Annotated in this window: 13 protein-coding genes; 7 read left to right on the forward strand and 6 right to left on the reverse strand. The window is 73.4% G+C overall.

The window, feature by feature from the left end; all coding sequences use genetic code 11:
* Window positions 1-484 precede the first annotated feature (484 nt).
* Window positions 485-1,360 (reverse strand): hypothetical protein, encoded by an 876-nt coding sequence (locus ACLIRP_RS10485; protein ID WP_412060398.1) that lies wholly within the window; start codon window positions 1,358-1,360, stop codon window positions 485-487.
* Window positions 1,357-2,631, reverse strand: a complete 1,275-nt coding sequence (gene purD / locus ACLIRP_RS10490; RefSeq protein ID WP_412060399.1) for a phosphoribosylamine--glycine ligase — start codon at window positions 2,629-2,631, stop codon at window positions 1,357-1,359. The genes ACLIRP_RS10485 and purD overlap by 4 nt, the downstream gene beginning before the upstream one ends.
* Window positions 2,632-2,700: 69 nt before the next feature.
* On the opposite strand from purD, the gene ACLIRP_RS10495 reads away from it, so the two are divergent.
* The 6 genes from ACLIRP_RS10495 to ACLIRP_RS10520 all read left to right on the forward strand — a co-directional run bounded on the left by ACLIRP_RS10495 (window position 2,701) and on the right by ACLIRP_RS10520 (window position 9,044).
* Window positions 2,701-4,011, forward strand: a complete 1,311-nt coding sequence (locus ACLIRP_RS10495; RefSeq protein WP_412060400.1) for a hypothetical protein — start codon at window positions 2,701-2,703, stop codon at window positions 4,009-4,011.
* Window positions 4,012-4,367: 356 nt separating this feature from the next.
* Complete coding sequence (locus tag ACLIRP_RS10500; protein ID WP_412060401.1) at window positions 4,368-5,342, forward strand: lysylphosphatidylglycerol synthase transmembrane domain-containing protein; 975 nt, start codon at window positions 4,368-4,370, stop codon at window positions 5,340-5,342.
* Window positions 5,339-6,562: a glycosyltransferase gene (locus ACLIRP_RS10505; protein WP_412060402.1), complete on the forward strand. Its 1,224-nt coding sequence runs from the start codon at window positions 5,339-5,341 to the stop codon at window positions 6,560-6,562. Before ACLIRP_RS10500 ends, ACLIRP_RS10505 begins: the two co-directional genes overlap by 4 nt.
* Entirely contained in the window at window positions 6,559-7,248 is a 690-nt protein-coding gene (locus tag ACLIRP_RS10510) for a polysaccharide deacetylase family protein (protein ID WP_412060403.1), read from the forward strand. The genes ACLIRP_RS10505 and ACLIRP_RS10510 overlap by 4 nt, the downstream gene beginning before the upstream one ends.
* The gene (locus ACLIRP_RS10515; RefSeq protein WP_412060404.1) at window positions 7,245-8,348 is read left to right on the forward strand and encodes a glycosyltransferase; all 1,104 of its coding nucleotides are present in this window, start codon (window positions 7,245-7,247) and stop codon (window positions 8,346-8,348) included. Before ACLIRP_RS10510 ends, ACLIRP_RS10515 begins: the two co-directional genes overlap by 4 nt.
* Before the next feature lie 165 nt (window positions 8,349-8,513).
* The gene (locus tag ACLIRP_RS10520; protein WP_412060405.1) at window positions 8,514-9,044 is read left to right on the forward strand and encodes an AP2 domain-containing protein; all 531 of its coding nucleotides are present in this window, start codon (window positions 8,514-8,516) and stop codon (window positions 9,042-9,044) included.
* Here ACLIRP_RS10520 and ACLIRP_RS10525 read toward each other — a convergent pair.
* Window positions 9,041-9,541 carry a gluconokinase gene (locus ACLIRP_RS10525; protein ID WP_412060406.1) on the reverse strand — a complete coding sequence of 167 codons (501 nt, stop codon included), beginning with the start codon at window positions 9,539-9,541 and terminating at the stop codon, window positions 9,041-9,043. The two genes, ACLIRP_RS10520 and ACLIRP_RS10525, sit on opposite strands and share 4 nt — an antisense overlap.
* A 53-nt stretch (window positions 9,542-9,594) precedes the next feature.
* Here ACLIRP_RS10525 and ACLIRP_RS10530 point away from each other — a divergent pair, with 53 nt between their 5' ends.
* Window positions 9,595-9,861, forward strand: a complete 267-nt coding sequence (locus tag ACLIRP_RS10530; protein WP_412060407.1) for a hypothetical protein — start codon at window positions 9,595-9,597, stop codon at window positions 9,859-9,861.
* A gap of 702 nt (window positions 9,862-10,563) precedes the next feature.
* Here ACLIRP_RS10530 and ACLIRP_RS10535 read toward each other — a convergent pair.
* From ACLIRP_RS10535 to ACLIRP_RS10545, 3 genes are all read right to left on the reverse strand, one after another.
* Complete coding sequence (locus ACLIRP_RS10535) at window positions 10,564-10,821, reverse strand: hypothetical protein (protein ID WP_412060408.1); 258 nt, start codon at window positions 10,819-10,821, stop codon at window positions 10,564-10,566.
* A 63-nt stretch (window positions 10,822-10,884) separates the two neighbouring features.
* Window positions 10,885-12,381: a flotillin family protein gene (locus ACLIRP_RS10540; RefSeq protein WP_412060409.1), complete on the reverse strand. Its 1,497-nt coding sequence runs from the start codon at window positions 12,379-12,381 to the stop codon at window positions 10,885-10,887.
* Window positions 12,382-12,433: 52 nt separating this feature from the next.
* Entirely contained in the window at window positions 12,434-13,015 is a 582-nt protein-coding gene (locus ACLIRP_RS10545; RefSeq protein WP_412060410.1) for a protease, read from the reverse strand.
* Window positions 13,016-13,157: the final 142 nt, after the last annotated feature.

The raw sequence follows: 13,157 nt of genomic DNA on the forward strand, positions 1-13,157 counted from the left end.
GGGGTCGCGGTGCTCGGGGACGTCGTCGGGGCGGGAGCGGCAACCTAGCGCCGCCGGGGGCGCGGGGCGGGTCACTCTGGGGTGGGACGGGACGGCGAAAGGGCGCTCTGGGTGCCCGCCGCAGGCGTCGAGGAGCATCGAGATCGCGTTTGGACGCACCGAGACGGCGTCTGGGCGTACCGAGATGGCATCTGGACGCACCGCGATGTCGTCTGGGCGCATCGCGTCGACACCTTGGCAGATCGCGAGGGCTTCTGGGCGCACTCCGGGGGCGGGGTGCTCGGCAGTCCCCCCGTCCGCGCGACGGTAGGATTTGAGACTGGCGTCCACCGTGGGGCGGCTCCGCTGGTGTGGCACGACGCCACGGGGACTGTCCCCCTTGCCAGGGGGGACAGCTTGGACGCGCAACGCCAGCCCCTACGGTGTCCGCCGCGTGTGCGCGTCCGAGCGGGGGTCTGCCGAGCGCCGCGCCTCCCATCCCCTGCTAGCGCGGCGGGATCGCGAGCAGGCCCATCTCGCTGGTGGCGGGCCCGTCGAAGGCGGTGGCGGTGAGGAGCAGCGTCTGTCCTCGCCACGCGACCGCGCCCCGGAGCGTGCCGGAGGCGCCCGCCTCTGTCCGAGCGACAACCTCTCCCCCGACCGTGCGCACCGCCGCGTCGGTGCCGACGATCAGCAGACCGGCGCGGTCGGTCGCCACGCCCACCAGCCGCCCCAAGTCGCCCGCTTCGACGAAGGCGCCGGGCGACCCGAAGGCGTCGAAGGGCTGGACGCCGCCGCGCCCGGCGTCGGCGACCCAGAGCGTGCCGTCGTCGGCGAGCGCGAGATCGATGGGGGCTGCGAGCGTGCCTGCGCCGAGCACGCGCTCGACGGTCCCCTCGCTGCTGAGGCGCAGGACGTGGCCGCGCCCACCGTCGATCACGAAGACGATACCGTCGGGCGCCGCGGCGACCGCGACGGGCTGGCCTCGTGGGGCCTCGCGGCCGAAGTCGCCGGCGGGCTGGCGGGCGGACGCGCCGTCGAGGTCGGGGACGACGAGCGTACCGGCGCGCCGCCCCTCGGCGGTGTACTGGGCGACGAGCCCAGCGGCGCGGTCGGCGACGTAGATGGCCTGGCCGTTCGTGGGGTCGAGGTCGACGGGGTCAAGAAAGGCGTCGTCCCCGGTGCCGACGCCGCCGAGCCGCTGGACGACGGCGCCGTCCCGGATCGCGAGCACGGTCCCGTCGGCGCCCTCGATCACCCAGATCGTGCCGTCGGGCGTGACGGCGAGCGCGCGGGCGTCGCGGAACGGCTGGCCCGGCGTCGCGGGCGGGCCGGTGCAGGCGCCCAAGACGAGCGCCAGCGCGAGCGCACCGGCCCTCATCGCACCAGCCCTTTCTGGCCGATGTCGCGGCGTAGCGTCTTGCCCTCGAAGGCGACCTCGTCGGCGCCCGCGTAGGCGGCGTCGAGCGCGGCCTGGAGCGTGTCGCCCACGCCGGTGATGCCGAGCACGCGGCCGCCGGCCGTGACGACGTTGCCCTCGGGCGAGCGCGCCGTCCCGGCGTGGTAGACCGTCGCGTGCTCGTCCGCGCGGTCGAGGCCCGAGATCGTCTTGCCGGCCTCGTACGTCCCCGGGTACCCGGCCGAGGCCAGCACGACGCACGCCGCGGCGCGGTCGTCGACGTCGACCGTCGCCTCCGCCAGCCGCTCGGTCGCGATCGCCTCGAACAGGTCGAGCGGGTCGGACGCCAGCAGGGGGAGCAGGACCTGCGCTTCGGGGTCGCCGAAGCGGCAGTTGAACTCGACCACCGACGGCGCGCCGTCGTCGATCATCAGGCCGACGTACAGGATGCCCTGGTAGGGGTGGCCCTCGGCGCGCATCCCATCGAGCACGGGCCGGACCACCTCGGCCTCGGCGCGGGCCCGGACGGTGGGCGTCACGACCGGAGCCGGCGCGTAGGCGCCCATGCCGCCCGTGTTGGGGCCCGTGTCGCCCTCGCCGATGCGCTTGTGGTCCTGGGCCGCGGGGAGCAGCACGTAGTCGGTCCCGTCGGTGAGCACGAACAGCGACGCCTCCTCGCCGGCCAGGAACGCCTCCACGAGCACCGTCGCCCCGGCCGTCCCGAAGGCGCCGCCCTCGAGCATGTCGGCGAGCGCGTCGAGCGCATCGGCGCGCGTCTCGGCGACGACGACGCCCTTGCCCGCCGCCAGCCCGTCCGCCTTGAGGACGACCGGGAGCGGGTGGTTCTCGACGTACGCCCGCGCCTCGTCGAGCGCGCCGAGCCCGAAGGTGCGGGACTGCGCGGTGGGTACGCCCCAGCGCTCCATGGCGGCCTTTGCGAAGGCCTTCGAGCCCTCCAGCCGCGCCGCCGCCTTGGTCGGCCCGACGACAGGCACGCCGGCCTCGGCGAGCCGGTCCGCCAGCCCGGCCACGAGCGGCACCTCGGGCCCAACGACGACCAGGCCGACGGCCTCGGCGGCGACGAGGGCCAGCAGGCCGTCGAGGTCGTCGGCGGCGACGGCCACGTTTTCGGCGTGGTCGGCCGTGCCGGGGTTGCCGGGCGCGCACAGCAGGCGGGGGCGGCGCGGGCTCCGGGCGAGGGCGGCGACGAGCGCGTGCTCGCGGCCGCCGCCACCGACGACGAGGACGGTCATGGATGCGGGGGGCGTGGAGCGAAAAGATACCGGGCGCGTACACTCCGCCCCTCCCCCTCTCCCCGGCCCGTGATCGTCCTTCTCGCCCTCGCGCTCTTCGTCCAACAGCCGGTCCCCGCCGACACCACCGACACGCCGACCGAGGCCGACGCGGTCGAGGCGCTCGACGAGGCCTCGGACGTGGCGGCCGTGCTCCAGCCCGAGCCGGGCTACACCGAGGACGAGGACCGCAGCCCGGGCATCCGCTTCCGCCCCCGCATCGCGCCCTCGGCGCTGTACTCCTCGAACCGCGGCTTCGGCATCGGGGGCGGCGTCGGGATCACGAACCTGGGGTGGACCGGCACCGACATGACGGTCGACCTCCGGCTCCAGCAGCGCTACCAGGGCGCGAACGTCACCTTCTTTACCGACGACCCCTACGACTCGACGCTCCACGGGCTGTTCAGCATCGGCGGCTCCACGACCGAGCGGCGGCGGTACTTCGGGCTCGGGCCGAACACGGTCCCGGAGAGCGAGATCAACCTGTTCCACGACGCGGCGCAGGCCGAGGCGCGGCTGGGGATGTACCCGCTCGGCAACACGGCGCTCTACGTCCAGCCCGGCATCCGCCTGCTCTACGACTACTCCGGGGGCGTCAACCCCGACGCCGGCACGGGCTCGCTGGCCGGGCTCGACGCCAAGTCGCGCGAGGCCGTCGACGTGGCGGCGGGGCAGGACCGCTACGGGGCGTCGGTCGGGATCGAGCTGGCGACCGACTTGCGCGACTGGCCCTCGTACCCTCGGCGTGGGACGTTCGCGACCGCCGAGCACCGCCGGTTCGTGGCGCTCGACGACTCGAAGCTGACGCTGGCGCGGTACTCGGCCTCGGCCATCGGCTACCTCCCCATCCGGGGCCGGACGACGTTCATCCTGCGCGGCGTCGGCATCCTTACGCGGAGCGGCGACGCCGACGGCGACGGCGTCGACGACCCGATCCCGTTCTACTACCTCCCGACGCTCGACAGCCGCGTGGCGACGGCCTTCCGGCAGGACCGGCTGGCGGGCCGCGACGTGCTCGCGGTCGGCGCGGGCGTCCGGGCCCCGATCATCGACGTGCTCGGCATCTACGGGCTCGACATGTTGGTGATGGGGTACCTCGGCAACGCCTACGACAACGTGTTCGAGCAGTTCACGACGCGCATCTCGTTCGAGGAGGGCTCGTTCCTGGACGACACCGGCGCCGCGCTCCGCCCGTCGCTGGCGCTGGGCATGGGGATCGTGAACCTCGACAAGGAGCGCGTGGTCGTCGGCGGGCTCGTCGGGCTCGGCCCCGGTGGCGTGACGGTCGCCACGCTGCGGATCGCCTACGACCTCCGCGACGCCCGGCCATTGTTCCGGTAGGGGGAGTGGGCTGCGGCTACCCCGCCCTCTGAAGCGAGTCGGCCGTCTTCTCGCGGGAGGTCAAGGAAAGGTCCAGCACTGTCCTCTCCAGACTTGTCATCCTGAGCGACTGCGAAGGATCTCAGCGCGAGGCCTCCCGGCCAGACATCCGGTTCCGAGGGCTCGACACGCTGGCGTTGAGATCCTTCGCTCTGCTCAGGATGACAGGTAAGGGGGGGCACGTCCAGCACTCAACGGCCCTGCCCCGCTGAGTGGAGGAGACCTCAGTACTGTCGGCCCGCCAGCAGAGCTTCGCCAACGTTGAACCGCGAACGTGGAACGGGGCAGGCTAGATTGGCGCGTCCCCCCGGTCGCCCGTGCCCCTTCCGCAAGCTCCCCGCTGGTTGTTCGCCCTCAAGGGCGTGCTCGCGCTGGCGGCCGTCGGCGCGCTGGTGTGGCTGGCGGACCCGCGCGCGGTCGCCACGGCGCTCGCGCACGCGAACGTGGGCTGGATGCTGGCGGCGCTTGCCCTCGTGCCCGTCAACATCGGGCTGGAGGCGTACCGCTGGGGGCGGCTGGTGCGGCGGCTGGCGCCGGACGTCCGCCACCGCGACGTGCTCCGCGCCGTCGTCGGCTCGTACCCGCTCGGCCTGCTGACGCCGGGCCGGATCGGCGACTACGTGGGCCGGGCGGTCTACCTCCGCGACATCCCGCCGGGCGCCTCGGCCGCGCTCACGTTCGGCGAGCGGATGGCGACGCTCGCGGCGTGCCTGGTCGGCGGGCTCGTCGCGCTCGGGCCGTACCTCCGCGCGGAGGTCGCCCCGTCGCCGCTGTGGTCGGCCGTTCTCGCCGTCGGGCTGGCGGCGACGGGCGGGCTGGTCGGGCTCATCCTGTTCCCGTCGCTGGCGCGGACGGTCGTCTCGACGCTCGTGCCGTTCGCACCCGTCCGTCGCGCAGCCGCGGCGTTTAGCCAGATCCCCCAAGAGGAGGGCGCGACGCTGCTCGGGCTGTCGGCGCTGCGCTACGTCGTGTTCTCGGGCCAGTTCGTGCTGCTCGCGCACGCGCTCGCGCCGCAGGCACCCGTGGCGGGGCTGTGGGCGGGCGTGGCGCTGGTCTTCTTCGCCAAGAGCGCCATCCCCCAGGTGACGTTGGGCGACCTTGGCGTGCGCGAGGGCGCGGCCGTGTTTTTCCTGGGCAGCTACGGCGTCGCCCCCGCCGCCGCGCTCGACGCCTCGCTGGCGCTGTTCGCGATCAACCTGCTGCTCCCCGCGATCGTCGGCGCGCCGCTCCTGGTCCAGCTCCGGCTCCGCCGCTCGGCGGACCGGATCGCGCGGACGGAGGTGTCGGCATGATCCCGACCGTCTTCGCCGCGCTCCTGCTGGCGTTCGGCGTCGCGTACGCCGTGCAGCTTGGGATGTGGGCGCGCGGGTTCGCCCGGGAGGCCGCCCGCACCGACGCCCTGGCGCCGCTCGCGGAGGACGCGCTCCCCACCATCACCGTCGTCGTCGCCGCGCGCGACGAGGAGGACACGATCGGCCCGTGCGTCGACTCGATCCTGGCGACGGACTACCCGGCGGGCAAGCTCGAGGTCATCGTCGTCGACGACGACAGCGCCGATGCCACGGCGGACGTGGTCCGCCAGCGGATGACGGCGCGCCACGCGCTCGCGCCCGCCGGCGACGAGCTCCACCCCGACGACTGGGACGAGGCCGAGGGCGGCGGGCGGCTCCGGCTCATCCACATCCCCGAGGACCGCCGCCGGGACCGGGCCCACAAGAAGGCCGCGATCGAGAAGGCCGTCGCGCACGCGCGCGGCGAGCTCATCCTGACGACCGACGCCGACTGCATCGTGCCCCCGGGCTGGCCCCGGGCGCTCGCGGCGCAGTTCGAGGGCCCCGAGATCGCGTTCGTCTCCGGGCCGGTCGCCTACACCGTCCGGCCGACCGACGGGCTGTTCGTCAAGCTCCAGGCGATGGACTTTTTCGGCGTCATGGCGTGCGGCGCCGGCGCCATCGGGTGCGGCCGCCCCCACCTCGCGAACGGCGCGAACGTCGGCTACCGGCGCGAGACGTTTCAAGCGCTGGGCGGCTTCTCGGGGATCGACCACGTGACCAGCGGCGACGACGAGCTGCTGATGCAGAAAATCGCGTACACCACGCCGCTCGACATCCGCTTCTGCGCCGACCCGGGCGCCGTCGTGACGACCGAGCCGGTGCGCACGGTCAAGGCGTTCGTCCACCAGCGCAAGCGGTGGGCCTCAAAAAGCCTCAACTACCGGCCGTCGCTCCAGCGGATGATCCTGACGATCGGGGCGTTCTACTTTCTGATCACGGCGGCGTACCTCGCCGTCTGGGTGTGGCCCGTGCTCGTGCCCGCCTTGCTGGCGGGGCTGGGGCTGAAGGCGCTCGGCGACCTGGCGGCGATGGCCCCGGCCGCGCGCCGCTTCGGCCGGCTCCGCCTGCTCTGGGTGTACCCGCTCCACCTGCTCTTGCACTCGCCGCACTCGCTGATGGTCGGCATCCTGGGGCCGCTGGGCGGCTTCGAGTGGAAAGGGCGCGAGCTGGACCAGTGACGCCAGACGCAGGGAGCACGGGGCTCCGGGCCCTCGGCACGCTGGCGACCCGCTTGCGCGATTCCCTCGCGCCCCGCGTGCTGGGTCCCATCGTCGGCGGGATGGTGCACGGGCCAGAGAGGGTCGGGGGCCACCCGGCGCTGTACCTGACGGTCGACGACGGGCCGGACGCTGAGGGCACGCCACGCTGGCTCGACACGCTCGCGCGGCACGACGCCCGGGCCGTGTTTTTTCTCTCGGCCCCAAATGCCGAGGCCCACCCCGACCAGGTGACCGCGATCCTCGAGGCGGGCCACCGGGTCGGCAACCACGGCGACGCCCACCGCAGCGCGTGGCGGCATCCGCGAGCCGTGACGGCGGGGCTGGCGCGCGCCGAGCGCGTGCTCTCGGAGATGACCGGCGGGCCCGTCCGCGACGTCCGTCCGCCGTACGGGCGCGTGACGCCGGGCCTGCTCCGCTGGTCGCGCACGCGGCGGCTGGTGCTGTGGGACACGATGCCCGGCGACTTCCTACCTTCCCGGAGCCCCAAGCGGCTCGCGACCGAGCTGCTGACGCTCGCGCGGCCCGGCTCGATCGTCGTCCTGCACGACGGCCCGCCGACCCCGCGCGCGACGGCCGCGCTCGACCTCGCCCTGCCCCGCCTCGCCGCTGCCGGCTGGCGGTTCCCCGCCCTGCCCGCTCCATGACCGTCGCCCTCGCCCTCGTCTTCGGGGGCTACGTCGTGTTTGTGCTCGCGGCGGCGGTCCAGGTCTGGCGCCAGCCGACCCCGCCTCTCCTTCCCGACGCCGAGCTCCCGGATGCCGTCGTCGTGATCGCCGCTCGGGACGAGGAGGCGACCATCGAGCGGTGCCTCCGGGCCGTGCTCGCCCAGGACTACCCCGCCGACAGGCTGACGATCGTCGTCGCCGACGACCACTCGAGCGACGGGACCGCCGCCATCGTGCAGGCCGTCGCGGCGACCGAGCCCTCGGTCCGCTACCTCCGCGTGCCCGACCCCGAGGGGCCGCTGAGGGGCAAGGCGCAGGCGCTCCACGTGGCGATCGCGGCGACGGACGCCCCGATGATCCTGATCACCGACGCCGACTGCGCGCCGGTCGAGACGTGGGCGCGGGCGCTGGCGAGCCAGCTCAGCGAGCCCGACCGCCACACGGGCATCGCGTGCGGCCTGGCCCGCGTCGTCGTCCGCCCCGACCGCTGGTTCGACCGCGTGCAGGCGCTCGACTGGGAGCTGCTGCTCGGCCTGATGAGCGCCGTCGCGGAGTCGGGCGCGCCGGCGGCCGGGATGGGCAACGACATGGGCATCACCCGGGCCGCGTACGAGTCGACCGGGGGGTACCCTGCCCTCCCGTTCTCCGTCACCGAGGACTTCGCGCTCATCCAGGCCGTCGCGGCGGCCGGCTGGGAGGTCCGGTTCCCCGTCGACCCGCGCGCCGTGGTGTGGTCGCTCCCGGTCGACGGCCCTCGGGGGACCTACGAGCAGCGCCGCCGCTGGGCGCGGGGCGGCCTGGGCGACCCCTGGGTGCTGGTCGTGTACGCGCTCGCGTTCGCTGTTCACGCTTTGCTGGTGGCCGGGCTCGTCGTGGCGCCGCCGGCCGGGCTCGCGGCGCTGGCGGCCAAGGGGGGGGCCGACGGGATCGGGCTGGCGGTGATCCGGCGGCGCGTCGGCGGTCGGGTGGGGCTCGTGCCGCTCGCCGCCACCACGCTGTTCATGGTCGGCTACCTCGTCACGTTGCCGGTCGTGCTCGCGCTCCGTCCCGAGATCGGCTGGAAAGGGCGGCGCCACTAGGCAACGTTAGCCCTCCGGCGCCCAGGAGCGCGGAGGCGCGCTGGGTGCCGACAGCCTGCGCCCCGCCGTAACGGCCGCGGCCTTCCCGAGAACCCCCCACAGAACAACGCCCTAGGTCAGGCTCCCTGCCCTATCATGTCTCAGTAACTGACCGCACTCGTCGTTATGCCTCGTGCCAAGGGCGTCATCCGCATCGACTCTGACTCGACACACGGATGGCAGGTCCGTGTGTACCGCGACGGCAAAACCTACTCGCGGCTGTTCTCGGACAAGAAATGCGGGGGACGGGAAAAGGCATTCGAGGCGGCCAAGGCGTACCGCGCCACGCTCGTCGAGGAGGTGGCCGAGTTGCCCGCGGCCCCGCGACGCCGCCGCCTGATCCGCCGCAACCGCAACAACTCGTCGGGCGTCGTCGGCGTCTCGCGGACGTTTAAGCAGGACCGCCGGGGCGTCCGGCACGAGGTCTACGCGGTCTCCTGGAACCCCGAGCCGGGCGTCGCGCGCGGGACCTCGTTCTCCATCAAGCGCTACGGCGAGGACACCGCGTTCCGGCTGGCGTGCCAGCTACGGTGGGAGAAGATGAAGGAGATCTACGGCGACCGCTACGAGATCGAGAGCTACCTCGACCTGTACCGCCAGAAGGCCGCCGTCGACGCCCGCGCCGAGCGGCGCCGACGCCAGACCCAGGACCACTAGACGCGCTCGGCCAGGCGGGCCGTCACGTCGGCGACGAGGTCGGCGATGGGCCTCGTTCCATCGAGGCGACCCGAGGCGGGCGGCTCGAAGGCGGCGAGTTGGCTGGGCAGGAGGTCCGGCCCAGCAACGTGGCCCTCCCGGTCGCCCAGGCGCCGCGCCAGCTCCGCCGTCGGCACGTCGAGCCAGAACGCCGCCACGTCGGGGCGGCCGGCGCCCAGCGTGTCGCGGTAGCGCTGTTTGAGCGCGGAGCAGGCCAGGACGGTCGGCGGCCCCTCCGTCGCCCGACGGTCGACGAGCGCCGCCAGCCGGGCCAGCCACGGGGCGCGGTCGGCGTCGGTGAGCCCCTCCCCTCTCGCCATCTTCGCCAGCGACGCGTCGCTGTGGGAATCGTCGGCGTCCTGGTAGGCCCAGCCGAGGGCTTGCGCCAGCGCTTCGCCGACCGCGCTCTTTCCAGAGGCGGAGACGCCCATCAGCAAGACGACACGGACGGCGGGCATGGCTCGGGGTAGGGTGCGGCGTTCGTACTCTCCCCTCCCGCCCCCCGATCCTGATGGAGACCCGCCGCATCGTCCGCCTCGTCCTGTTCGCCGTGCTCGCGCTCGTCGTCGGTTTCGTGCTGATGGACGTGCTCGGGCTCCGGGCCTCCGACACGAGCGTGATCTCGCCGAAGGGCTACGTCGCCATCTCGCACGGCAGCCACAGCCACTACGTGCCGAACGGGTGGAGCGGCGAACCCAACATCTCGTCGTTCCCGACGAGCCCGCCACCCCCCGGCATGACGGTCGGCCCCGACGGCCAGATCGTTCCGGCTGAGTAGCCAGTCCGTGACGGCTCAGAGGCGACCGGCACTCTCGAACCAGCCTCCCCCGAGATCTCGCCACGCCCCGACTGGCCTCAGTTGCGCACGTTCCCCAGTGGGCGGCGAGTCGCGGGACTCCAGCGGCCATAGCCGGACGAGCGTGGCGCGTGCGCCGTACGCCCCCCGGATGGTTGTGGCCGATGCCGAGTGGAGCACGTCTCGCGCCCCGACGCGCGCCATGAGTGCCCGGATCTGAGCGGGCGGGCGCTCGGGATTGGACCACCCAAACGCGCACCCGTTGCCAGCCTCGCAGGTCGCGCGAGACACTGTCGCGAGCAGCTCGTAGGTCTCGGGGGCCTCGGCATATGGCGCAAGGTGCTTTGAATCGACCGCCAGACGCCAGCCGACGACGGCCAGCAGAGTCAGCAGCGCGGCGGCAACGAGGGAGGGGATGGCAGTGAGGACGCGGGCGCGCCGGTCGAGCAACCGAGTGAGGGCCCGGCGCTTCTCGGCCGGGGACCGCATCCCCTGCCTGTCGCCGGTCGGCATGGACAAGGCCTCTCGGAGCTGCGCTGTCGCCCGCCCCCCGCGCCGATCGCGGTGGCGCCGGGGCTGCGACATCTGGGGCTTCATCGAACTCATCGACGCGGGAGAACCGTGAGACTCGGCTACGGACTCTCGGCCTCCAAGATGCGCAAACACGTCCGCGCGTCGGCACGCTCACGCAGTGGCGAACGCGACCGCCAGCGCGGCGACGAGCGCCAGCGCCCCGATCACGACCGCGAGCCCGACACGGTCTCGGGACGTCTCCACACGCGGCCGAGGAGGACCGGCCCCAAGCCGCTGGCGGGCTCGCTCGCGAGCGCCCGGCGCGACGGCTGGCGGGACGCCGTCGCGCTCCGCCCACGCCGTCGGCCGCTCGCGCTTGAGGCGCGCCGAGGGCTCGACGAACGATCGCTTAAAGGGAACGAGGCGCATCGGTAAAAAACGCCCCGCCGACGAACCGGCCATCGGCGGGGCGAGAACCATCTGAGCTGTCGACTACTCGGCGTCGCCGGCGGGCTCGATGAGCGCGGGCGGGGCGCCGTCGCCGGCCGGGTCCGCCGGCGCGGCGGGGGCCGCGGTCAGGCGCCTCGCCAGCGACTGCAGGTCGACGCCCGCGATGCCCTTGATGAGCTCCGGCGTGGTCGACATGAGCTGGGCGACCGTGTTGGACAGGCGCCCGGCGCCTTCGCCCGAGCCCGTGTCGACGACCGTCAGGCGATCGATCGACGCCATCGGCGAGGCGATCTGGCGGGCCAGCTCGGGCATCATCTTGGCCAGCAGGTCGAGCACGGCGGCCTCGCCGTACTTCTCGAACGCCTCGGCGAGCTTCTCCTTGGCCTCGGCCTCGGCGAGCCCCTGCTCGCGCGTGACCTCGGCGAGCGCCAGGCCCTCGGCGCGGGCGCCCTCGGCGCGGGCCTTGGCCTCGGCCTCGATCTCGAACTGCCGGGCCTCCGCCTTGCGGACGGCCCGCAGCTTGTCGGCCTCGGCGGCCTGCTCGACGGCGTAGCGGTCGGCGTCGGCCTTTTTCTTGACCTCCGAGTCGTACTGCTTCTCGCGCCGCTCGATCTCGAGCTTCTCAAGGTCCACCTCGCGCTGCTTGCGGACGAGCTCGACCTGCATCTGCTCCTCCACGACGGCCCGCTGCGAGCTCGCCTCCTGGATGGCATAGGCCTGGTCGGCCGCGGCGCGGGCGGTGTCCTCGTCGAGCTTGAACGCGGCCACCTTGAGCTCGCGGTCGCGCGTGGCCTCGGCCACGTTCGTGTCGCGGACCAGCTCGGCCTTCTGGCCGGCCTCGTCGGCGTCGGCCTTCTTGACGCGCGCGTCGCGCATGGCCTCGGCCTCGGCGATGTCGGCGTCGCGCTTGATGGCGGCGATGCGCGGGCGGCCCAGCGCCTCGAGGTACCCGTTCTTGTCGCGGACGTCCTTGATGGTGAAGCTCACGATCTGGAGACCCATCTTCTTGAGGTCGCGCGCGGCGACCGACTGGACCTCCTGGGCGAACTTGTCGCGGTTGCGGTAGACCTCCTCGACGGTCAGCGTGCCCAGGATCGCGCGCAGGTGGCCTTCCAGGACCTCGCGGGCCTCGGCGCGGAGCTCCTCGTCGGGCTTGCCCAGAAACTGCTCGGCGGCCGTCGCCACGTCCTCAACGCTGGATCCGACCTTGATGACGGCGACGCCGTCGGTCATCACGGGCACGCCCTCGGCCGTGTACACCTCGGGCGTCATCACGTCGAGCTTGTGGGAGAGCAGGCTGAGCTGCTCGCGCTGCTGGACGATCGGCACGATGAACGCGCCGCCGCCGCGGACGATCTTGACCTTCCGCGCCGACTCGTCGGTGAGCACGTTCTTGCCCCCGAGCGCGGCGCCGGTGATGATCATGGCCTCGTCGGGCGAGACCGTCTTGTAGCGGCTGGCGACGAGCACGACGAGCGCCACGAAGGCGACGGCGACGAGCACGGCGATGGTGCCGGTGAGTCCAAGGAGTTCGATCATGAGTCTGTCGAGTGGGTGAGACGAGGGGTGGGGCCGCCGGGCGCTGGCGGGCTCAGCGGGACTGCAGGCGGGCGGGCGGCACGGGTGGGACCATGAGGTCCTCGCGGTCGAGCGGCGCGACGCGCAGGACGCCCTCGCGGTCGACTTCGACGACGACGACGGGCGTCCCCGTGGGGATCGGGTCGCCGGAAAACGAAGCGGCGGTCTGGAAGGTGGTGCTGGCGCCCATCCGGACGACGACCTCGCCGAAGCCGTTCTCGGGCACGCCCGTCGTCAGCTCGCCCGTCTTGCCGGAGTACTCGCGGACCGAGAAGCCGGTCGAGTTCTCGCTCGCCTTCATCGGCTTGACGTACACGATGTGGAGCGCGACGGCCGCGACGACCCCGATGACGGCCGCGACCGTGACCTCGGGGATCGTCCCGAGGTCGGTGTACGCGTCGAGCAAGAGGCCCGCGCCGCCGAAGAGCGTCACGCCGAAGACGGCGGAGAGCGGGTCGAAGGCGCCGCCGACGTCGAGCGCCTCCAGGGCCCCGTCGAGCGCGTCCATCGCGGCCTCCAGCACGTCGCCGAGGAAGACGAGGAGCACGGACACCGCGACGCCTCCGAGCAGGCAGGACCAGTAGATCGTCGTCATGTCAGCGTGGTGGGCGAGAGCCTGCTACGGGCCGGCGCCCGCCCGGTTACGCCGCCGACCCACCGCCTGAACGTACGACGCCCCACCGCGACGGCCAGGTCGCGAGCGGGGCGGACACAGATCTCCCAGCGGAGAACGCAGC

The organism is Rubrivirga halophila, from assembly GCF_046845755.1.
Lineage (GTDB): Bacteria > Bacteroidota > Rhodothermia > Rhodothermales > Rubricoccaceae > Rubrivirga.

What these genes read in the sequence shown, in the direction of transcription:
- ACLIRP_RS10485 (WP_412060398.1), bottom strand. Translation starts at nt 1,360, where the DNA reads ATGAGGGCCGGTGCGCTCGCGCTGGCGCTCGTCTTGGGCGCCTGCACC.
- purD (WP_412060399.1), bottom strand. Translation starts at nt 2,631, where the DNA reads ATGACCGTCCTCGTCGTCGGTGGCGGCGGCCGCGAGCACGCGCTCGTC.
- ACLIRP_RS10505 (WP_412060402.1), top strand. Translation starts at nt 5,339, where the DNA reads ATGATCCCGACCGTCTTCGCCGCGCTCCTGCTGGCGTTCGGCGTCGCG.
- ACLIRP_RS10515 (WP_412060404.1), top strand. Translation starts at nt 7,245, where the DNA reads ATGACCGTCGCCCTCGCCCTCGTCTTCGGGGGCTACGTCGTGTTTGTG.
- ACLIRP_RS10520 (WP_412060405.1), top strand. Translation starts at nt 8,514, where the DNA reads ATGCCTCGTGCCAAGGGCGTCATCCGCATCGACTCTGACTCGACACAC.
- ACLIRP_RS10525 (WP_412060406.1), bottom strand. Translation starts at nt 9,541, where the DNA reads ATGCCCGCCGTCCGTGTCGTCTTGCTGATGGGCGTCTCCGCCTCTGGA.
- ACLIRP_RS10530 (WP_412060407.1), top strand. Translation starts at nt 9,595, where the DNA reads ATGGAGACCCGCCGCATCGTCCGCCTCGTCCTGTTCGCCGTGCTCGCG.
- ACLIRP_RS10535 (WP_412060408.1), bottom strand. Translation starts at nt 10,821, where the DNA reads ATGCGCCTCGTTCCCTTTAAGCGATCGTTCGTCGAGCCCTCGGCGCGC.
- ACLIRP_RS10540 (WP_412060409.1), bottom strand. Translation starts at nt 12,381, where the DNA reads ATGATCGAACTCCTTGGACTCACCGGCACCATCGCCGTGCTCGTCGCC.
- ACLIRP_RS10545 (WP_412060410.1), bottom strand. Translation starts at nt 13,015, where the DNA reads ATGACGACGATCTACTGGTCCTGCCTGCTCGGAGGCGTCGCGGTGTCC.